Source organism: Flavobacterium flavipigmentatum (assembly GCF_020911905.1).
GTDB classification, from domain to species: Bacteria; Bacteroidota; Bacteroidia; order Flavobacteriales; family Flavobacteriaceae; genus Flavobacterium; species Flavobacterium flavipigmentatum.
Genome location: NZ_CP087133.1, coordinates 3,502,102 through 3,523,335, shown reverse-complemented (window position 1 = coordinate 3,523,335; position 21,234 = coordinate 3,502,102). Strand labels below are relative to the sequence as shown.

18 protein-coding genes are annotated in these 21,234 nt (G+C 36.3%); 8 read left to right on the top strand and 10 right to left on the bottom strand.

Annotated elements, in window-relative coordinates:
* Positions 1 to 438 precede the first annotated feature (438 nt).
* From LNP22_RS15070 to LNP22_RS15055, 4 genes are read right to left on the bottom strand one after another with little or no spacing between them, the layout of a single operon-like run.
* Positions 439 to 747 carry a hypothetical protein gene (locus tag LNP22_RS15070; protein ID WP_229974194.1) on the bottom strand — a complete coding sequence of 103 codons (309 nt, stop codon included), beginning with the start codon at positions 745 to 747 and terminating at the stop codon, positions 439 to 441.
* Positions 731 to 1,819, bottom strand: coding sequence for an efflux RND transporter periplasmic adaptor subunit (locus LNP22_RS15065; RefSeq protein WP_229974193.1), 1,089 nt, complete (start codon positions 1,817 to 1,819; stop codon positions 731 to 733). Before LNP22_RS15065 ends, LNP22_RS15070 begins: the two co-directional genes overlap by 17 nt.
* Positions 1,809 to 5,093, bottom strand: a complete 3,285-nt coding sequence (locus tag LNP22_RS15060; protein WP_229974192.1) for an efflux RND transporter permease subunit — start codon at positions 5,091 to 5,093, stop codon at positions 1,809 to 1,811. The genes LNP22_RS15065 and LNP22_RS15060 overlap by 11 nt, the downstream gene beginning before the upstream one ends.
* Positions 5,094 to 5,104: 11 nt before the next feature.
* Positions 5,105 to 6,487, bottom strand: a complete 1,383-nt coding sequence (locus LNP22_RS15055) for a TolC family protein (RefSeq protein WP_229974191.1) — start codon at positions 6,485 to 6,487, stop codon at positions 5,105 to 5,107.
* A 165-nt stretch (positions 6,488 to 6,652) separates the two neighbouring features.
* Here LNP22_RS15055 and LNP22_RS15050 point away from each other — a divergent pair, with 165 nt between their 5' ends.
* Positions 6,653 to 7,693 carry a sensor histidine kinase gene (locus LNP22_RS15050; RefSeq protein ID WP_229974190.1) on the top strand — a complete coding sequence of 347 codons (1,041 nt, stop codon included), beginning with the start codon at positions 6,653 to 6,655 and terminating at the stop codon, positions 7,691 to 7,693.
* Positions 7,690 to 8,394: a LytR/AlgR family response regulator transcription factor gene (locus tag LNP22_RS15045; protein WP_229974189.1), complete on the top strand. Its 705-nt coding sequence runs from the start codon at positions 7,690 to 7,692 to the stop codon at positions 8,392 to 8,394. The genes LNP22_RS15050 and LNP22_RS15045 overlap by 4 nt, the downstream gene beginning before the upstream one ends.
* 89 nt (positions 8,395 to 8,483) lie before the next feature.
* Here the strand turns inward: LNP22_RS15045 and LNP22_RS15040 are convergent, their stop codons facing one another.
* The 5 genes from LNP22_RS15040 to LNP22_RS15020 all read right to left on the bottom strand — a co-directional run bounded on the left by LNP22_RS15040 (position 8,484) and on the right by LNP22_RS15020 (position 12,248).
* Positions 8,484 to 9,206: a DUF4386 domain-containing protein gene (locus LNP22_RS15040; protein WP_229974188.1), complete on the bottom strand. Its 723-nt coding sequence runs from the start codon at positions 9,204 to 9,206 to the stop codon at positions 8,484 to 8,486.
* A 129-nt stretch (positions 9,207 to 9,335) separates the two neighbouring features.
* Positions 9,336 to 10,100: an SDR family NAD(P)-dependent oxidoreductase gene (locus LNP22_RS15035; protein ID WP_210665018.1), complete on the bottom strand. Its 765-nt coding sequence runs from the start codon at positions 10,098 to 10,100 to the stop codon at positions 9,336 to 9,338.
* Between the two features lie 134 nt (positions 10,101 to 10,234).
* Positions 10,235 to 11,158, bottom strand: coding sequence for a helix-turn-helix domain-containing protein (locus tag LNP22_RS15030; RefSeq protein ID WP_229974187.1), 924 nt, complete (start codon positions 11,156 to 11,158; stop codon positions 10,235 to 10,237).
* A 94-nt stretch (positions 11,159 to 11,252) separates the two neighbouring features.
* Positions 11,253 to 11,813 (bottom strand): 2'-5' RNA ligase family protein, encoded by a 561-nt coding sequence (locus LNP22_RS15025; RefSeq protein WP_229974186.1) that lies wholly within the window; start codon positions 11,811 to 11,813, stop codon positions 11,253 to 11,255.
* 120 nt (positions 11,814 to 11,933) lie between these two features.
* The gene (locus LNP22_RS15020) at positions 11,934 to 12,248 is read right to left on the bottom strand and encodes a hypothetical protein (protein WP_229974185.1); all 315 of its coding nucleotides are present in this window, start codon (positions 12,246 to 12,248) and stop codon (positions 11,934 to 11,936) included.
* 240 nt (positions 12,249 to 12,488) lie between these two features.
* Between LNP22_RS15020 and LNP22_RS15015 the strand changes: the two genes are divergently transcribed.
* The 4 genes from LNP22_RS15015 (at position 12,489) to LNP22_RS15000 (ending at position 16,343) form a co-directional block, all read left to right on the top strand.
* On the top strand, positions 12,489 to 13,163 hold the full coding sequence (locus LNP22_RS15015) for a response regulator transcription factor (RefSeq protein ID WP_229974184.1): 675 nt from the start codon (positions 12,489 to 12,491) through the stop codon (positions 13,161 to 13,163).
* A gap of 1 nt (position 13,164) precedes the next feature.
* On the top strand, positions 13,165 to 14,553 hold the full coding sequence (locus LNP22_RS15010) for a HAMP domain-containing sensor histidine kinase (protein WP_229974183.1): 1,389 nt from the start codon (positions 13,165 to 13,167) through the stop codon (positions 14,551 to 14,553).
* Positions 14,554 to 14,629: 76 nt separating this feature from the next.
* Positions 14,630 to 15,352 (top strand): hypothetical protein, encoded by a 723-nt coding sequence (locus LNP22_RS15005; RefSeq protein WP_229974182.1) that lies wholly within the window; start codon positions 14,630 to 14,632, stop codon positions 15,350 to 15,352.
* A gap of 43 nt (positions 15,353 to 15,395) precedes the next feature.
* Positions 15,396 to 16,343 (top strand): bestrophin family protein, encoded by a 948-nt coding sequence (locus LNP22_RS15000; protein ID WP_229974181.1) that lies wholly within the window; start codon positions 15,396 to 15,398, stop codon positions 16,341 to 16,343.
* 66 nt (positions 16,344 to 16,409) lie between these two features.
* On the opposite strand, the gene LNP22_RS14995 is transcribed toward LNP22_RS15000, so the two are convergent.
* Positions 16,410 to 17,828: an aminotransferase-like domain-containing protein gene (locus LNP22_RS14995; protein WP_210665026.1), complete on the bottom strand. Its 1,419-nt coding sequence runs from the start codon at positions 17,826 to 17,828 to the stop codon at positions 16,410 to 16,412.
* 97 nt (positions 17,829 to 17,925) lie between these two features.
* On the opposite strand from LNP22_RS14995, the gene LNP22_RS14990 reads away from it, so the two are divergent.
* Both LNP22_RS14990 and LNP22_RS14985 read left to right on the top strand, forming a co-directional pair.
* Complete coding sequence (locus LNP22_RS14990) at positions 17,926 to 18,837, top strand: EamA family transporter (RefSeq protein ID WP_229974180.1); 912 nt, start codon at positions 17,926 to 17,928, stop codon at positions 18,835 to 18,837.
* A 121-nt stretch (positions 18,838 to 18,958) separates the two neighbouring features.
* Positions 18,959 to 21,217, top strand: a complete 2,259-nt coding sequence (locus LNP22_RS14985) for an acyl-CoA dehydrogenase family protein (RefSeq protein ID WP_229974179.1) — start codon at positions 18,959 to 18,961, stop codon at positions 21,215 to 21,217.
* Positions 21,218 to 21,234 lie beyond the last annotated feature (17 nt).

Below are 21,234 nucleotides of genomic sequence, written 5' to 3'. Positions count from 1 at the left end.
AGGAAAACCGTAATGATTGATTATTTATTTGGAGACAAGTATACCACTAAATAAAAATAGGAGAGCAGGTATTTATACCTGTTTTGATGGAGTGTTGTGGTTTTGTAATGAAGTTTTTGGGTGTTGTCACGAAGTTTTTGGGTTCCATCATGAAGTGTTTTGGGTCTACAACCTAAACTTTGGGGTTCGGAACCCCTCGGTTGGGGTTCTGAGGTGCTCGGTTGGGGTTCCGAACCCCAAATTTGACGTCTGGAACCCCATTTTTGACGTCTGCAACCCCATCGATGGGGTTTGACACCCCAAATTTGGGGCTCAGGACGTCATCGATGGGGCTTAGTACCCCAAACGAGCTGTTTTTTGAGCATTTACTTTACAAATAAAGCCTTTCGAAACTAAAATTTCAAAAGGCTTTTTAAGAAAGGGGTTACGTATAGCTACTTAGTTTGTCGTTACGCTTGTCTGAATTGCATTTATAGTAGTCTGGATGGTGTTGCTTCGGAATATTTTGATTTGACTACTAAATGCCATAGCCCTGATAGGAGCGGTATCCTTTTTAGGCACACTAAATAGCCTCGCTACCCGAAACGAACTGCCTAAAAAGATATAGCGAATTGCTTCGCCAGTTCGCCTTTCAGGCTCGTGTGCAGGAACCAGCTCCTGAAAAAAAATGCTGCAAAACCTAAGTCTTACAGCACTTCTTAAACAAATCAATTCTATAGGTATTGGGTATTTATTCGTTGATAACATCACCTTCTTTAATTTCTTCGCTGGCGATTTTTACGAGTTTGTCGTTGGCGTTGAGGTCGCCAAAGATTTCTATTTTATCGTCTATTTCTCTGCCTTTTTTTACATCGACTCTTGTGGCTTTGTGGTTGAGGACTTTGATGACAAACGTTCCTTCTGCCGAATTGACAAAGGCCGATTTTGGTACTACAAACGTGCTGTCTTTCGCGTTAAGCGGCAATACAACTTCGGCTACCATTCCGGGTAACAAATCGCCACGGGTGTTTTGCACGTCCATTTCTACGCGCTCTGAACGTAATTTTAGGTCTAAAGCACCCGACATTCTCTGAATCTTGGCTTTGAAGGTTTCGGGTAACGATTTTACGCTAAAACTCATTTCGTCGCCATTGTGCAAATAACCCGTGTACAACTCCGGAACCGAAACAGCCAAACGCAATTTGCTTTGTTGCTGAAGGGTAAGCAAAGGCAAATCTGAACCTTTTCCCGCTGGCCCAACATAAGTACCTAAGTTGACGTTTCTGGCCGAAACGATTCCGTCAAATGGTGCACGAATTTCGAGATACCCTCTCATAATCGCTACTTCTTTGTGTGCGGCAACAGCGGCTTGGTATTGGGCATAATCAGAGTTTTTCTTTCCGCTTGCCATTTCTAGGTCGTTTTTAGAAATCGTTCCTTCTACTTTGCTGGTTTCATACAAACGGTTGTAGGTGCTTTTGCTCGTAGTATAAATGGCTTCCATCGATCGCAGCCTTGATTCGGCGGCAGCCAATTGCGAACTGATTTCGGGTGCTTCTAAAACGATTAAAAGTTGTCCTTTTTTTACTTTTGTACCAATGTCTACTTTTAGCAATTTTACAAAACTGCTCACTTTTGCATACAGATCTACTTGCTGAAAACCTGTTAATTCGGCTGGTAAGCGCAGTTCTGTAGCTAGTCTTTCTTTTTGCAACAGAAAGGTTTCTGTTTTGGGTTCAATTTCTGCCGTAACCGTTTCTTCTTTTTTAGAATTACAACTGCTTAGTAAAAATACCGCCATAAAAAATAGCGCTGTCGATTGTAGTATTTTAGTGTTCATTTTTTGAATTTAATGATGAGATATAATGAATGCTTTCTTCGTCTTCGGGATCCAGCGAAACAGATTGCGTCGAGGTATGTTCTTGTGCCCATGCAAAGATAAGCGGCAAGATAAGCAACACGGCAAAAGTGGAGAATAATAACCCGCCAATTACGGCTCTGCCTAAAGGCGAAACCTGATCGCCACCCTCGCCATGACCAATGGCCATTGGCAACATTCCGGCAATCATGGCTACCGATGTCATGATAATAGGACGCAAACGCAAGGCTGCTGCTTCACGCGCCGATTCTAAGGCATTACCATTTATTTTTCGGAGTTGTTCGGCATTCGTGACCAACAAAACGGCATTGGCGATAGAAACTCCTACCGACATGATGATCCCCATGTACGACTGTAAATTAAGGGTCGAACCTGTAATGGTCAACATTAATAACGCTCCTAAAACTACCGCAGGAACTGTCGTCAAGATCACCAAAGAGACTTTGAACGACTGAAAATTAGCGGCTAACATTAAGAAGATTACAAAGATGGCAACCAATAATCCGACTTGTAAACTGCTTAATGTTTCGCTCAATACTTTACTCAAACCAATAGGCGTGATGAATAAACCACGTGGTAATTCTCCCAGCGAATGGATGGTTGCATCAACATCTTTTACTGCCGTACCTAGATCGGTCTGGCTGATGTTGGCTGTAACGGTAATGTATGGCATAGCCCCTAAATTGTCATTTTCGCCGCTTACAACAGCGGGAGTTATTTTGGCTACATCGCTTAAAACAGGACGTAACGAATTTTTTAGTACTGGAATTTCTCCAATATCTGTTTTGCTTTTCATTTTATTTAAAGGCACCTGAACCTGAACATTATAAGAGAGCCCCGCTTTTTCATCAATCCAGGTGTTTTTCTCGGTATAACGTGACGATGAGGTTGAGGCGATTAACGAACGTGAAATATCATTCATATCAACACCCAACTCGGCGGCACGTGTACGGTCGATATCAATGTTCATCGCCGGATAATGTATTGGCTGACCGATTTGTACGTCTCTGAAATAAGCTATTTTTTGCAGTTTTTCGACAATCTGATTGGCGTACAACTCATTTCTTTTTTTGTCTTTTCCTGCAATTCTCACCTCGATAGGAGTGGGAGAACCCTGACTCAGAACTTTATCGGTTAGCTCGATTGGCTCAAAAGAAATCTTGACATCGGGAAGGATTTTTTTCAAACGGGCTCTGAACTCGTCTTTAAAATCATCCATATCTACATGATATTCTTTTAAACTTACCTGAAAAACGGCTTCGTGCGAACCCGCCATAAACAAATAAATGGGGTTGATTGAAAACAAAGACGGGTGTTGTCCGACATAAACAGACGTAATGCCGATGTGTTCTTTGCCCACCATTTTGTCTAATTCTTTGAGCACCATAATCGCTTTTTCTTCGGTGCGTTCTAAACGGGTTCCGTCCGGAGCACGCATTCTAAGCTGAAACTGACTTGAATTTACTTTAGGAAAAACATCTTTTCCGATAAAAGAAATAAAGACAACGGCAAGAACCGTGATACCGATAAGGTAGGTGAGTCCTGCTATTTTTTTGTAAGGAAAGAGACGATCTAGGGTTTTCATAAATCGCATTCGGAACCTCTCAAAAGCACCTATTTTTCCGTTGCCATCTGCATCCGTTCTTTCAACATAATCTTTTTTCTGAGTGATCAATTGTTTCTCAGATTCTGGGGTAAGTCCACACGCATTAAACTCGGCTTCGTCATCTGTAATATTGGATGCATGCTCGTGTTTCGGATGCGCTTTCATCAGCCAGTTTGCCATTACAGGAACAAAAGTCTGCGAGAGTAAAAACGAAATCACCATCGAGAATCCGATCGCTAATGCTAATGGCAAAAACAACGCTCCGGGAATACCAACCATTGTAAAGGCGGGCGCAAAAACCGCCAAAATACAAAGCAAAATCAATAATTTTGGCAACGCAATTTCCTGACAGGCATCCCAGATAGCGAGTGCTTTGGGTTTGCCCATGTCGAGATGTTGGTGAATGTTTTCGATGGTTACGGTACTTTCATCCACCAAAATTCCGATTGCCAAAGCCAGTCCGCTCAACGACATTAAGTTGATGGTTTGTCCGAATAATTTCAAAAATAAAACGCCCGAAATTATCGAAATCGGAATCGTAAGAATTACGATCAGAGCCGCGCGCCTGTCACCTAAAAACAATAGAACCATCAATCCTGTCAGTACAGCACCGATAATTCCTTCGGTAACCAAACTTTTTACCGAATTGATCACATACACCGATTGGTCAAATTCGTATGATAATTGCACGTCTTCAGGAAGCGTACTCTGAATCTTAGGCAATTCGGCCTTTAATTTTTGTACCACATCCCAAGTCGAGGCGTCTCCCGCTTTGGCGATACTAATATATACCGAGCGTTTTCCGTTTACCAAAGCATAACCTGCTGTAATATCGGCACCGTCTTTTACACTTGCTACATCGCCCAGCGTTAGGTTTTGAACACCACCTTTGAACAACGGAATTTTCTCGAAATCTTTGACTTCTTTGATCGTATTATTGGTAGGAGTAAGGTAGTTTTTATCGCCAATTCTCACGTTTCCGGAAGGAGCGGTTTGGTTGTTGAGTTTGATGGCTTCTACGATTTGATCGGGCGTCATGTTGTGTGAGCGCAACAAATCGGGATCAACGTTTACCTCAATAGTTCTTGGGCTTCCGCCAAAGGGAGCCGGCGACAATAAACCCGGAATAGAGGTAAAGGAAGCACGAACGTAAACATTTGCCAAATCCTGCAACTCATTATTAGACCTGATTTTACTGCTCAAAACCAATTGGCCGATAGGCAAAGAGGAAGCATCAAAACGAATGATAAACGGAGGTTGTGTCCCGGGAGGAAATGCCGCCTGAATTCTGTTGGATAAAGCACTCAGCTCAGCTGCCGCCTGCGCCATGTTGGTGTTTTCGTAATAGGTCAGTTTCATGATCATCAACCCCTGAATATTCTTGGTTTCGACCGATTTTACACCATTGGCAAAAGGAAGAATGTTGACGTAGTTTTTGGCAAAATAAGCTTCCATTTGGTCTGGAGTATACCCACCAAAAGGATGCGCAATGTAAATCACCGGCAAATTCATCTTAGGTAAAATATCGACTTTGATGTCTTTGATGGCGCCAATTCCGAAGAAAAATAAACCCGCCACTAGTACCAATATAGAGATGGGTTTGCGGAGTGCAAAACGTATTAAATTCATTGGTTTTTTAATTAAAATTCATTTATAAATAAGTCAAAATTGCCAGTGGCTGCTACTTTCAATAAAAATGATTGCCACACATTATTGTTTACAATGTCTCGGTCGATTTCGGCACGGTTGAGTGTGTACATTATTTGTGTTAAATCGGTCAAAGTGGTCAATCCATTTTTGTACAAAGTCGATTTTTGCAGATAGGCTTGTCTTGCAGCATTGACTTGAATTGGTGCTTCTGCAACATTTTCTAAACTGACTTTTATTTTATCATCGGCAAAATTCAACTGCGATTTTAACTCTCTGTCTATCTGATTGTATTCTTCTTGTAAAGCTTGCGAAACCAATTTTTGTGCGCTTACCTGTTTGCTGGATCTAAAAGGAGTGGTAAGATTCCAGGTGATTCCAACGCCTACTAAATAGTTGGTTCGGTCAGGATTTATGCCGTCCCAGTAGTTTCGCGTAAAAGCAGTTTGGTCTGTAGCATACGACGAATCAAATCCAGAAGCTCTGGTTTGCAAAACACCAAAAGCTGTCATGGTTGGATAATAAAAACGTTTGAACAATTTGACTTGCTGGTTGCTGTAGTCCATTTTTGTTTTGTAAAACTGAAGCAATGGATGCAGGCTGTCTGTAGCAACTCCCGCCAATAGTTCTCTCGGAATCTGATTGACAAAAAGGGTGTCTGTCGCAAAATCCTGAGGAGCAATCCCCATCAAATCGACCAATTTATTGTTTTGTTCCTTAACGAAATTTTTTGCTAGATTCAGCGCAATTTTAGCTTTAGAAACTTCGGCGGTAGCTAATGTAGAATCAACTCCTGCGAGCAGTCCGTTTTTTACTCTTGCTGCGGCGGTTCGCTTAAAAACTTCGGCTCGGCTTAAATTTTTTTGTTGTGAAATCAACAATCTTTGGCTGGCCAATAAATTTAGATAAGCGGCAGTAATTTTTATTTTTTGTTGAAATTGTTCCTGTTGAAGATCTTTTTCTTTGCTGTTTACTTCTATTTTTGCCAAATTGATTTTTTCCTGTATTTTTCCGAAAGTAAAAAAATCCCAGTTCATGTTGACCAAATAGAGCGCTCCAAAAGCCGAGTTCCAGTTTTGTTCAGGAAGCGGAAGCCCAGACGAAGCCACTCCAAGACCTCCAAAACCATACAAGGGACCATTTTGCCCGTTTACTGTTCCGTAATCTTGTTGTGCAGACAAATTAAGATTGGGCAAATAATCGCGTTTCGATTGTTTTAGCGTTTCCCGAGATGCATTGGTATAGTTGCTTTTTGCTTTTATAGCACCGTAATTTTCTAAACCAGTTTTGATTGCCTCTTTTAAAGACAAGGTTTGTGAAAAACCGTTGGCAGCGAAAATCAAGAAAAATAATAAAGTAATTTTTTTGAAATACATAAAACTCAAATTGTGAAATTGTGAGACAAAATTATTTCACTTGCAGCGATATGTGCCTTCTTAAATGATGTAATACACTAATAAATGACGAATTGAATTGGTCATTTATTGGGAATAAAAATTAAAAAAATGTGGTTAATTTGTAGACTATTTAAGTTTTAAAAAATGAATAAGAAATTTGATAACATGTTAGACAACAAATGGTGGCAGGAAGTTGCCGTTGTTCTTTTTTCGTTTACAATTTATACCTTAAAGAATGATTGGATGCTCTTTAGCTCTTTTACGTCTATTCTAATGGGTATTTTTTTCTACTTTATTCTTTACATGCACGCTCAGTTCAATCGTTTTTTTTTACTTCCTATATTATTTAAAGAACAAAAACCTGTCACCTATTTATTTTTAACACTTTTTGGGGTGTTACTTTTTTCTGTCTTTTTATACGAAATAACGACCTTAGAAATGTTTGCTAATTGTCATTTGTATCAAAATTCGCATCAGCGAAGTTATGTTTATCAATTGGCTAGCGTTTTGGGGACCTTAGTGTGTATTTTGAGTCCGATTATTGTTTTTAAGTTTTATCATATCCATAAAAAGCAAACAGACGAAACGTTGCTTTTTAATCAGATGCAGCTTAATTCGTTAAAAGGGCAGTTGAATCCACATTTTTTATTCAATACTTTTAATACCCTCTACGGAATAAGCCTTGAATTTCCGGAAAGAACCTCTGATCTGATCATGAAAGTGTCGCAATTGATGCGTTATCAATTAGAGAGCAACAACAAACAATATGTCTCGCTGGAGGACGAACTGGAGTTTATCAACAGCTACATTCAGCTCGAAAAAGAACGTGTAGGATACCGTTGCGTTATTGAGTACGATTGTAAAATTGACAATGAAAATGCCTATAAAATTTCGCCAATGCTCTTAATTGCTTTTATCGAAAATGCTTTCAAACATGGTACTTGCGCTATCGAAAAATGCTATGTTCGCATTTTTATAATAGTAGAAAATGGTGTATTGCATCTGCATGTTGTCAACTCGATTCCACAGAAAAAAATAGCTGTAGTTTCGACTAAGATTGGTATTAAAAATACAACCGAACGTCTGAATCTCCTTTACGGGAAAAATTACAAACTTGACATTCAGGAACATAAAACCACCTACATCGTTGACTTGAAATTGCAACTTAAAAAGTTGGTAGAATGAAGGAAACAAAAAAATGTATTATTGTAGACGATGAGCCGGCAGCACATTATGTTTTGTCCAATTACATCAAGCAAAATCCGCAGCTAGAATTGGTTTTTCAGGGGTATAATGGTATTGAAACGATGGATTATTTGCGAGAAAACAAAGTAGATCTGATGTTTTTGGATATTAATATGCCTGAAATTTCTGGAATGGAATTGCTCAAAATTCTTCCCATTCAGCCCAAAACAATTCTAACCACGGCTTATTCTGAATTTGCATTAGAAAGTTATGATTATGGCGTGATTGATTACTTGCTGAAACCTATTTATTTTCCTCGATTTCTAAAAGCAATTGATCGTTTTTTTTCGATAGAAAATACAAAAAATCAAGAGGAACAAATCACGGCCAACTCGGTGATCGTAAAGGTAGACGGGCATTTGGTCGACATTGAGTTGAATCAGCTTTTGTTTGCGCAAAGTTTTGGTAACTATGTGAAATTGCACACAATAAAAAGAACCTATTTGGCTTCTATTACCACTAGCGAATTTGAAAAATGTTTACCAGAAAAAAGCTTTCTTCGTATTCATAAATCGTACATCGTTGCGATTGATAAAATAGAAGGAACAGACAAAGATTTTGTTATTATTAAAAAAGAAAAATTACCAATTGGTATTACTTATAAAAGAGAATTAACAGACCGATTGAAGAATAAAAGTTAGAAATAATGCTTACTAATTCAATTATTTCAAAAAAGAAGCCTACTAAGATTTATTTCTTGTAGGCTTTTTTGATGTTTTTATCTTTCAGATTATGAGATGTTTAACTTTTTTTTCCAGATAGTGAGGTTTACTCCTTTAAAAATCAGCCAGAGGCTAAGTGTTAATTCTGCGATCAAGCAAGGTAATAATACTACCATACTAGAAAGTTGTGGTGCAAGGATTAAGGCAAAGCTGTTGGTTAAATAACACAATCCGGCGATCGACATGAGAATGCCGATTATTTTTGGGAAATAACCTGACTTAAAAAGTAAATAACCTTCTATAAGACATACAAATCCGAAAAATATCAGCCCAACACCAAAACCAAAATTATGCAGTTTTATAGAAAGATAAGAGAGCGCATGCAATTGATCCTGACTAAAAGATTTTAGGTAATCGGATTCTCCTAAAAAGAATAAAGCAGCAAAAAGGTTTAATTTGTTTGCTACCAAAACAGCAGTCTGAATCAGGTTAAAAGACAAATTAAGAACTGCCAGTTTTTTACTTACAGGTTTGAGTAAAAAATAGAGCAGAATCATTACCGGTAAATCACAAATTTGCATAATCAAATCGGCAGTAATGCCAATTTTCCATAAAAATGGAGAATGTATAATATTATTTGCAGTTGCTGTCGCATCTCCCGGAACAATTAATTTATTTCTAACAAAGGTTTCTGCAAAAAATCCAGCTACGATAATAAGTAAGTATAATAATCCGGCGATTCGGGCATAAACTTGCGGAGAGGTTTCGAAATTCTTAAAATTAAGTTTCATAATGGTTGGTTTAGTTGTATTTTAAGACGTCTAAAGCTTATAAATGTTACAAAAATCTTAATTTTTTAAGAAATAAAAAATCCAGCAGACTTTTAAAATCTACTGGATTTAATTTAATAAAAGATAGTTTTACAGCATCATTCCGCCAGAAACTTCGATACGTTGAGCGTTTACCCAGCGTGCTTCTTCGGTACACAAAAAAGCAACTACACCGCCAATATCATCAGGTAGGCCAACTCTTCCTAAGGCAGTCAGCGAAGCGATCTGTTGATTGACTTGGTCGTTGTCACGAACCAGTCCACCGCCAAAATCGGTTTCAATAGCGCCAGGAGCTACTACATTTACTTTAATTTTTCTTTCTCCCAATTCTTTCGCTTGGTATTTTGTCAAGGTTTCAATTGCACCTTTCATAGCCGCATACGCTGCGTATCCGGGGAATGAAAATCGTGCTAAACCTGTTGAAATATTGATAATTCCTCCTCCGTCATTTAGTACATTTAAGGCTTTTTGAGTCAGGAAAAAAGGCCCTTTAAAATGAATGTTGGTCAATTGATCAAATTCGGCTTCGGAAGTTGCTGCAAATGAATTATGAATTCCGATACCTGCATTATTTACTAAAAAGTCAAATTTATTAGTATTAAAAACATTTTTTAAAGCGGTAGAAACACTTTCGAAAAAAGTATCAAAACTACCTGAATCTGTTACATTCAACTGAATCGCAACTGCTTTTTGACCCAGATTTTCAATTTCTTTTACAACTGTTTCAGCTTCGTCTCTTTTACTGTTGTACGTAATAATTATATCGATTCCTTTTTTAGCAATCGCGATTGCCATGTTTTTTCCTAAACCTCTGCTACCACCTGTAACTAGAGCAATTTTTGTATTTACTGCCATTTTATTTTTGTTTTAAATTGATAGGACAAAGATAGGATCGAAGTAGTGTCACCGATTTGCAAATATCAAATCGATGTTTGCGAAATTCAAATCGGAGAATCGATGTTTTAAGTTTTAAATCTACAATCTCAACTTTAAACTCTAAAAGCTAAAGGTGTTATAGAAGTTTGCTTTTTGAAGAAATTAGAAAAATGAGCCAATTCTTCAAAACCCAAAGAATAAGCAATTTCAGAGATGTTCCAGTCAGTTTGTTTTAAGAGAATTTTGGCTTCGCTGATCAATCGACTGCTGATTAATTCGGTAGTAGTTTTTCCGCTGTTTTCTTTTAAAACTTTGTTGAGGTGATTGACATGAACGGATAGTCTGTTGGCAAAATCCTTTGCTGTTCTGAGTTCCAGTCTCTGATGAGGTGATTCTATTGGGAATTGTCTTTCTAATAATTCTGCAAATAAAGAAGAAACTCTTGCGGCCGAATTGTGTTTGGAATAAAGGGCCGTAATAGGTTGTAATTTTTGCCCAAAATGTATTAATTCTGCAACATAATTTCGAATCAAATCATATTTATAAACGTAGTCGGAGTTAATTTCTTTTTTTATTTTGTTGAAAATCAGTTCAACTTCGATAACTTCTTTTTCAGAAAGTTGAAAGACAGGATAGCCATCAGAGGCAAAAATAGGAAGTGCATCTAGTTCAATTCCGCTTTTGTTTTTGGATAAAAATTCATTCGTAAAAACACAAAATTGGCCAGATTGATTGATGTCCTGAGGTAAGTAATTATAAGGAATTTTGGGTGTAGCAAACAAAAGTGCGTATTGATCGATCTCGATAATTTTATCGGCATATTCGGCTCTGTTTTTGCCTTTAATCAAACTTATTTTGTAATAAGCCCTGCGATCATAAGGCATAATCGATTTTCCCTGCAAGCGTTCGAGAATTTCTTTTATGTCAAAAACATTAAAATGACCAATTTCTTTTTGGATGTCATTGGGTAATAAAGAATGAGGCGTAACAGCCGAGCCTTGGGTAATATCCTGATAAAAAGAGTCTAATGATTTCATAAAAAGAATTGTAAAATTCAAATATATGAAATTTCAAGAATATATTTTTATGAAGTTTCAGACTCTTTTTGTTTCTACTTTAAAAAAGTTGTATTCAAAACAAACTTCCCTGTACAAATTCAGGTTGCGGATTGCTATTGAAAGTAAAAGTATCGGTTACAAAAAATTGTTTTTTGACAGGATCTAATTCTCGCAAAACGATAGAATCGCATAAAAAATTGATATCGATTGTGGTAAAAAGATGTGATGCTATTTTGATGCTTTCGGGAGTTAGTTTTCGACCAATAGAAATATGAGGGTCGGTACTTTTTTTGAGATTTGAAAGTCGTAATGTTTCCTGCGTTTTTTTCATGACAAACTTTAGCTTTTCTTTAGAATCATCTTTAGGAGCAATAAAGAAAGTGCCATTATCGTAAGTTCCAAAATGATCCAAATCGACTTGAAAAGGACTAAAACTATCACAAACTCTGCCCAATTTTGTTCTGATTTTTGCCACTTCGGTTTCGGTCAGTGTAAATTCGCAGATCGTGATATGTGGTGTGGCATTTTTACTATTGTACCAGCCAATTTTTTTAGACAAAAGTTCTTTCATGACCTTAATAGTCTGAATTATGGCCTCGGAAGGATAAATTGCCACAGAAAACTTTTTTTCCATTGTTTTGCGGTTTGGGTTTCACAAATTTAAAATTTAAATGCAACGACAAACATTTCATGAAAATATTCTTTGAGGAATTTCAATTGTATTTCTAACTATAAAAAAACATTTTTTTTGTGTCTAAATTTTTCCTTTTAGATGTAATCGATGCAATATCTCCGATTTTAACAATCCGCTTCCGCCACCAAAATGTTCAATTACTTCTACTTCCGGGTGATGTTGGAGACAAAAAGTGGTAAATTCTTTTTCGACCTGATCTTCTATAGCAGAACTCAAAAGGACAACGTCGATTTTGTTTTTCAGAAAATAATCCTGAGCTAGTTTCTCATCATCAAAACCAATGGCGTTCCAATTTTCGTAATTGTTTACCAATCGCAATAAAGTCTCTAAAATAGGCTGATTTTTTCCGAGTATTAAGAATTCAAATGTTTTCATAATCACTAATTTGTAATACAAATTTATCGTAAAAAAAATAATTTCAACTTAATCTAGGATAAGAAATAGGTTCTTTTAACGTGAAGCATTCAAATTATTTTTGCTTGGTCGATCAGAGGTAATTACGAAGTGTAAAATTGTTGTAATAAATTCATTTTTCATAATAAAATTATATAATTTCCAGATTGTAATTTTTATTTAGCAACAATTCTTATTTTTGTTAGATATACATTTTCTCAGATGAAATTACTAATAGTAGAAGACGAGCCCAATTTATTATCTATTTTACGGAAGGGATTTGCAGAGAACAATAACGAGGTAAGTGTTGCGCTTGATGGCAAAACTGCTCTTGAAATGATGTATAATTATACTTTTGATGTCGTTATTTTGGATGTCATGCTACCCGATATCAACGGAATAGAAATTTGCAGAAGATTGCGCGCCAGTAAAAATTTTGTTCCTGTGCTACTTTTAACCGCTCTTGGAACCTCAGAAAATATTGTGACAGGTTTGAATGCGGGAGCTGATGATTATTTGGTAAAACCTTTTAAATTTGGAGAGTTGGAAGCTCGCGTAAACGCCCTAAATCGAAGAGCGAATCAGGAAACCGAGAAGATTGACTCGATCACTATAAACGATCTCGAGATCAATGCTAAAGCAAAAACTGTAAAGAGAGAGGGAGAATTGATTGTTCTGACTGCCAAAGAATTTAAATTATTGTATTATCTGGCCAAAAACAAAGACATTATCGTATCTCGTGACCAAATTTTGGATAATGTCTGGGATATTAATTTTGATATGAATACCAATGTTGTCGATGTATATATCAATTATTTGAGAAAAAAAATAGACAAACCTTATGCTACCAAACTTATTCATACCATAAAAGGTTTGGGTTATGTTATAAAACCATAAAATGGATATAAGAAAAAAAATTACAATTACGTATGTTGCACTTTCGACCTTTAGCACGTTGCTATTGTGTATTGTTGTATTTGTTTTGTTTAGGGCAAATAATCAATATTATTTTTTAAAACGTTTGGAAGACAGAGCCAAAATTGTAGCGTCTATTCATTTTCAGAAAGATCTTGAGAAAATCAAGTATTACCGCAACCTTAAAAAAAATGGCTTAGAAGAACTTATAGAAGAAGAAGAGTTTGTTCTGCGGGTTAATAGTCAAAACAGCTTTGAGTACAATACCAATCTTAATTTGCCTAACGAGTTTTATACCAATATATTAAAGACTGGAAAAGACTTTTTTGAGGTAGATAATAAATATTATCTCGGGCAAATTTTTACCGAAAGCAATCAAAAATATATTGTAATTGTGGGCGCTCGTGATAGAAAAGGAAAAACAACGACCGTTTATATTGTAAAAATAATGCTTTTTGGCGGTATCGGATTTGTGTTTCTAGCTTTCTTTTTGGGAAGGTTTTTGGCAAAACGAGTGATTAATCCGGTGGCAAGAATAACCAAGGAGGTAAACAGAATTAGCGCGTCTAATTTGCATAACAGACTTCCGGAAGTAAAAAATTCTGATGAAATTTCGGATCTGACGGCGACTTTTAATGATATGCTCGACAGATTAGAAACCTCATTTGAGATTCAGGCTAATTTTATAAATAATGCTTCACACGAGCTAAAAACACCTATTACAACGATCATCGCAGAGGCCGAAATCATGTTGTTGAAAGATAGGGAAGTAGCAGAGTATAAAGAGTCGCTGGAGAATATTTACAGTCAGGCGTCACGATTAGGAAATCTAACAGAAAGCTTGCTAAAGCTCACGCAAACGGGTTATGATGGCAAAAAACAAGTACTTGATATTGCCAGAATCGATGAATTATTGATGGAGGTGAAATCTGATTTAGATAAAATTTTTCCAGATAACCGAGTGAGTATCAAACTTAATTTTGCTCCAAAAGATTCTAATTTATTGCTATTGCCTTGTAACAAGCCTTTGTTAGAACTCGCCATCAATAATATTATCACAAATGGTGTCAAATATTCTGATAATAATGAGGTATTTGTAACGCTTTCTGCCAATCAGGAAAAGATCAGGATTACGATTAACGATATTGGTATCGGGATTCCGCCTGAAGATATTCCGCATTTGTACGAGCCTTTCTTTAGAGGAAAAATTGCAACCAAATATATAGGTTATGGTTTAGGACTTCCTTTGGCGTCTAAAATTATCCGTATGCATGACGGAGAATTACAAGTGCAATCGGAAGAAAATAAAGGTACAATTGTGACGATTATCTTTAAAAAATCCAACATTAAAACTTCTAATGTTAAATCTTAGGAATTTCTAATTTTAAATTAAGTCCCTTCTAATTTGGGCGAACTTATTTTGTAAGTGTAAACTAAACATTATACTTATGAAAAATTTCCTTATACCTACCACCTTAAAAGACGATACTATTAGCGCTGTAAAAGCCGCCATTCATCAATCTAAACAAAATTCGTGCGAGATTATTTTAATGCTCGTTTCTGAAACCCCGGATACTTTTTCTGCTTCACATTTTTTACGCGAAATGAAAACAGGTCTGACTACTAGTCAGGAAGAAGTTTTAGAAACGTGTCGCTATATGATTGATCATACTTCAAATTGTAAAATAAAAATACACAATCAGTACGGACTTTCGTTGCCTATTTTTAGAAATATTATTGAAGCTTTTACGGTTAAATTAGTGATTTTGCCACATTCTTATAAAAAAGAAACCAAGCGTATTCATCAGTATTTGATACAATTGGCAGGAAATCAAAAATGTCCGATTTTGCATTTAGGAATAGAGCCATTTAAAGAAGATTCTAATAAAGCGCTTTACATCGAAAACGGCAAAGCCAATATGCATGTAAAAGATATTCAGCAGTTTTTGAGTGATAATTTTTCTTTTGAAATCGTGAGCCAAACTGCCAAGCTAGAAGACAATTACGAAGATTTGGCACCGTATTTAGACGAAGCTATTTCAAAGTATGATATTGATTTATTGGTTGAAACCCGTAAAGGCGAGAAAATAAAATTTCAAAAATCAAAAAAAGAAAGTATCAACGAGCGATTGGGATTACCTATTTTATCACTTTATGAGGAGTTTGTTTAAGAACTTGATTTTAAAAAAGCAAGTTTAATTTAAAACGAAAATTATGTTATTAAAGAAAAGAATTCCAATGAAGTATGTGCTTGGAAAAATTAAAGTTGAATTAGGACTTCTGCTTGCATACACGACACTGTTCGAAATATTTCATCATTATTTTATCAATGTTTCTGTAGATGTTCCGATTGCGATCCCTACAATGATTGGTACAATTATATCTCTTTTATTGGCTTTTAAGTCGAATCAGGCCTATGACAGATGGTGGGAAGCCCGAATTATCTGGGGATCTATTGTAAACGAGTCCCGAACTTTGGTAAGACAGATACTAACATTTTATAAAGACCCTGATTTTTCTGTTGAAGCAAATGAATTTAAGGAAAATTTTACCAAAAGACAAATTGCGTGGTGCTATAGTTTGGGTCAGGCTTTGAGAAATAAAGATGCCATAAAACCTATTAAAAATCTGATAAGCGACGAAGAATTGCGTTTTGTGAAAAATCATCAAAACATTCCGAATGCCATATTATTACTGCACGCCAGAGATCTTAGAATTGCCAGAAAAGAGAAGCGATTCAACACGTATCAGCAAGTAGAAATTGACAATACACTGACAAGATTATGTGATGCCATGGGAAAATGCGAACGTATTAAAAACACTATTTTTCCAACTACGTATAGTATGTATATCCGAATGACATTATGTTTGTTTGTACTCTTATTGCCTTTCGGACTGATTAGTTTGTTGAGCTGGTTTGCAATTCCGTTGATTACTATTATTGGAGGTACATTCTTCTTAATCGAAAAAATGGCCATTCATTTACAAGATCCTTTCGAAAACAGACCAACAGATACGCCGGTTACTGCTATTTCGAACACAATTGAAAAGAATTTAATGCAAATGCTTAACGAATATCAAAGCGAATTTGATATCATAAATGAATTTGATCTAAAGTCGCTACCAGCAAAAGTAAATAAAGATGAATACTATGTCTTATAATTAATTTTGGTTTCTTAATTGTTAGCCAGACAGCATTGCTTTATTGTTTTTGCTGTCTGTTTTTTTTTATGAATCGAGCAGTTTGCCTAAAGTTTGTATCGAATGCCTTAATTCATTAGTCCACGGAAGGCCAAAACTCAATCGCATGCAGTTTGAAAATTGATCCTGAAAAGAGAAAATTCGACCAGGCGCAATGCTGATATTATGTTTCATAGCCAAATGATAAAAGTCCCCAGTGTCTATTTTTTTGTCTAATTCTACCCAGAGGAAAAACCCGCCTTGTGGTTGGCTCACTTTTGTACCTGCAGGAAACGATTCTAAAACAGTATTGATATAATTATTACAGTTTTGATGCAGTATTTGACGTATTTTTCTAAGGTGATTTTCGTATCTGCCATTTTTCAAGAAATCGCCAACTACTTCATGCGTAATAGTAGGTGAGGAGAGCGTGTGATAAATTTTGTTGCGCAATATTTCTTTTTTAAATTTTCCCGGAGATACCCAGCCCACACGATAACCCGGAGCAAGCGTTTTAGATACAGAACTGCAACAAAGCACAATACCACTTTCGTCATAGGTTTTGCAGTTGGTTGGTCGGCTTGAGCCAAAGTACAAATCCCCATGTATATCATCTTCTATGAGCGGAATATTATAAAATTCCATCAGTTTTACGACTTCTTTTTTATGTTCTGCTGGCATCATGCTTCCGGACGGATTACTAAAATTACTCATAAGTAAACAAAGGCTTACTTTTTTGGTTGAAAGTGCTTTTTTTAATGCATCCAATTCTATGCCGGTGGTCATGTTGGTGGGTAGTTCCATAATGTACAATCCCAATGATTTGGCCAACTGCAAAATTCCGAAATAAGCTGGACTTTCGGTGATAATCGTATCTCCAGGTTGGGTTAACGTTCTTAAGCAGTGCGATATTGCGCTAGTACATCCGGGTGTGGTCACAATATCATCTTCAGTCAGGGATCCGCCCCATGTAAAAGACCATCTTGCAATTTCTCTTCTAAGGTTAAGGTTGCCTTGTACTTGCTCGTAACTGGTACCGCTATTGGGCAGCTGGCGCATTGCCTGAATCATTCCTTTATTTAATTTGGCAATCGGAAGCAGCTCATTAGACGGAAAACCCAACGAAAGCATCGTAATGTTGTCATCGGTCATATTGCCGTAAACTTGATCGATTAAATCTTCACGATCGATATTGGCAGATCTTAAAATAGGACTACTTGGCGAAGGCTCAGCAATAATTCTCGCAGAGGTATTGCTCACATAGTAGCCTGATTGTGGTCGTGATTCTATTAGTGATCGGCTTTCAATTTCGTAATAGGCTTTGCTTACCGTACTCATGCTGTACCCTGTTTCAGCACAGACTTCTCTTATCGATGGCAATTTGTCGCCAACGTTTAAAACCCCCGATTTTATTTGCTTTTCGATTCTATCAGCGAATTGCAAATACAAGTAATTTGAATTTTTCATAAAAAAACTGTTATGGTGCAATTTACAAAAACTGTATCTGTATTGCTGTTTTATTTTTTAGAAATTTGTTTCAATAGAATTAATAAATTAGAATTTCGTGAAAACAACAAAATACTACGTAGCGGCAATTACCGCATACACCATCTGGGGATTTTTTAGCTTGGTTTTAAAGCCAATTCATGCGTATCCTTCTTTGGATATTTTATTCAATCGTGTTTTTAGTTGTAGTATTTTGATGCTGTTGATCGTTTTTGCTTTTAAAAGAAAAATGTTAAAAGAAACGGTAGCAACATTTAAGGCATTGCCAAAATCTCAAAAAAGAAAAACGATTTTATTAAACATTGGTGGCAGTATTTTTCTCACTTCCAATTGGTTTACCTTTATTTATGTAATGAATCATGTGAGTGTAAAAGCGACTTCTTTGGCTTACCTCGTTTGTCCAATTTTGACCACTTTGCTGGCGTATTTTATTTTGCATGAAAAATTAAGCAGAACACAATGGATTTCTGTTGGGTTAAGTATTTCCGGCTGTTTACTATTGTCTTATGCCGATATTATGGACATGTTTTTCAGCATTATTATTGGGTTTACATACGCCTGTTATTTAGTGAGTCAGCGCGCGAACAAAGGTTTTGACAAGTTTATCGTGCTTACGTTTCATATTTCGCTGGCAGCGTTGTTTTTATTGCCTTTTTACCCAGCTTACAGCGGTCCTTTTCCAACAGAATTTAAATTTTATTTTTATATTGAAACCATAGCAGTACTTTTTACTATTTTTCCGTTGTTTTTGAATTTATATGCGCTTTCTGGACTTAATTCCTCTACTGTCGGAATGTTATTAAATATTAATCCGATGATAGCTTTTGCTTTGGCTACCTTTTTTTATCACGAACCAATTAGTCTGATACAAGTGATCGCCTACGGAATTATTTTTGCTGCAGTTTTAGTTTTTAATTCGCATCATATTTTTGCAATGAAACAAAGATGGATTCCGATTTCTAAAAATTAATAAAATTACCACAACCTTAACAGGATATTCAAACAGGAATGATTATTTTTCATTTCTGTTTTTTTTTGTTCAAAACAGTTGTACTATAATCTTGATTTTCCAAAACGATTTAAAATTTATTATGAAAAATACTAAGCTACAAGCCTTCACGCCTTTATTTTATTTATTATGGTCCGATGATCTTCTGACCCAAAAAGAGTTTACAACTTTAAAAGAATTTATCATTTCTAAAACTGGAATTTCACCAGAAGATCAAGAATACCTTTTTTCTAAAATTGATATTTCAAATCCGCCTTCGCGAAATGAACTCTCACAATGGAAAGCAGATATTACAAAAACGATTCAGAATAAACCTTCGATAAAAAATATTTTTGAACTTGCAGGAGCTCTTTCAGAAAAGGATTCAGATATTTATGTATCAGAAAGCGATTTTTTAAAATTAGAAAATGATTTAGGAATTTTAGGCGAAGAAGTAATTCAGAATTTTAAAAGTAAAGCCGACTCTTTTACAGCGAGTTCTCAAACCACAAATAATTTTGACATTCAAAAAATAACCAAAATTTTGGATGGAGAGCAAGCTGAAATTATAAAAAAAGTAAAAACAGTTATTTCAAGACCCGAATTTGCTTATGAAACGTCGGCAGATGTAGCTGTATATCGAGAAACCGTTTATGATTGGTGTAAAATTTTAGCCAAAGAAAATCTTGGAAACATGGCCTATCCGAAGCGCTACGGAGGAGGAGAAAACATTGCTGATTATTTTGCTATTATGGAAACCCTGAGTTACCATGACTTGAGTTTAGTCATCAAGTTTGGTGTTCAATTTGGGCTATGGGGAATGAGCGTTCAATCTCTAGGGACAGAAAAACATTATGCCAAATATTTAAATGATATCGGTACTTTAAAACTCCCAGGCTGTTTTGCCATGACCGAAACGCATCATGGTTCTAATGTAAAAGGTCTCGAAACTACTGCAACTTACAATCATAAAGATCAAACGTTTACGATTCATACGCCTCACGAAAAAGCGCAAAAAGAATACATCGGTAACGCAGCCGTTCATGGGCAAATGGCCACGGTTTTTGCAAAACTAATTGTTGATGATCACGATTATGGTGTAAATGCTTTTATAGTTCCTCTTCGTGATGCGGAAGGCAATACGCTAAGTGGAATTACCATTGGCGATTGTGGTCATAAAATGGGTCTAAATGGGGTTGATAACGGGACAATTTCTTTTGATAAAGTAATAATTCCGAAAGAGAATATGCTCGACAGATTTGCTTCTGTAAATGATAAAGGAGAATTTGAAAGCCCAATACCAAGTGATAACAGACGCTTTTTTACGATGTTAGGAACTTTGGTTGGTGGAAGAATCGGAATCCCGCGTTCGGCATTGGCTGCGGCTAAATCAGGGCTAACAATTACTATTCGCTACAGCGATCTACGCAGACAATTTGGACCAGAAGGTGGTTCTGAAGTACCAATTTTAAATTACAGAATGCACCAACGCAGGTTGCTTCCGCATCTTGCCAAAACGTATGCTGTTCATTTTGCTTTGCAATATCTTACGAAACGTTTTTTAAACAAAACAGAAGATGAAATGCAGGAAATCGAAGCTTTGGCTGCTGGTATGAAATCCTATTCAACCTGGAGCACTAGGGATATTTTGCAGGAATGCCGCGAAGCAATTGGTGGAAAAGGCTATTTGTCTGAAAACAGAATTGACGCTCTAAAAAATGATACCGAAATTTATACTACTTTCGAAGGTGATAATACTGTTTTGATGCAACTGGTAGCCAAAAATCGCTTGTCTGAATTTAGAAAATCGTTCGGAGAAATGGGTTCTTTAGGCATTATCAATTATGTGTATGAAAATGCCAAAACGGCTATTGCCGAGAAAAATCCAATTGCCACTCGCAGAACTGATGACGAGCATTTACTGGATGATCAATTTCATATTCAGGCATTTATTCATAGAGAAAAAACAATTCTGGCATCGGCAGCAAGACGTATCAAGAAATTGGTAGACAGTGGTTTAGAACCTTATGATGCTTTCAATGTTGTACAACATCAAATGATTGACGTAGCAGAAGCGTATTTAGAAAGAGTAGTTTTAGAACAATTTCAAGCGGCTATTCAGGCCATTGAAGATGTAAAAATCAAAGAAATTTTGACAAAACTAAATCAATTGTATGCATTGGCGCAGATTGAGAAAAACAAAGCATGGTATCTGGAAGATGGTTATATGGAAGCCGTAAAAACAAAAGCAATTCGTAAAATGGTCAATCAATTGTGTTGGGACATTCGACCAGATGCGGTCGCATTAGTCAATGCTTTTGATATTCCCGAGAGTTGTTTAGCGGCTCCGATTGCGGTATAATTTTTCGAACCATATAA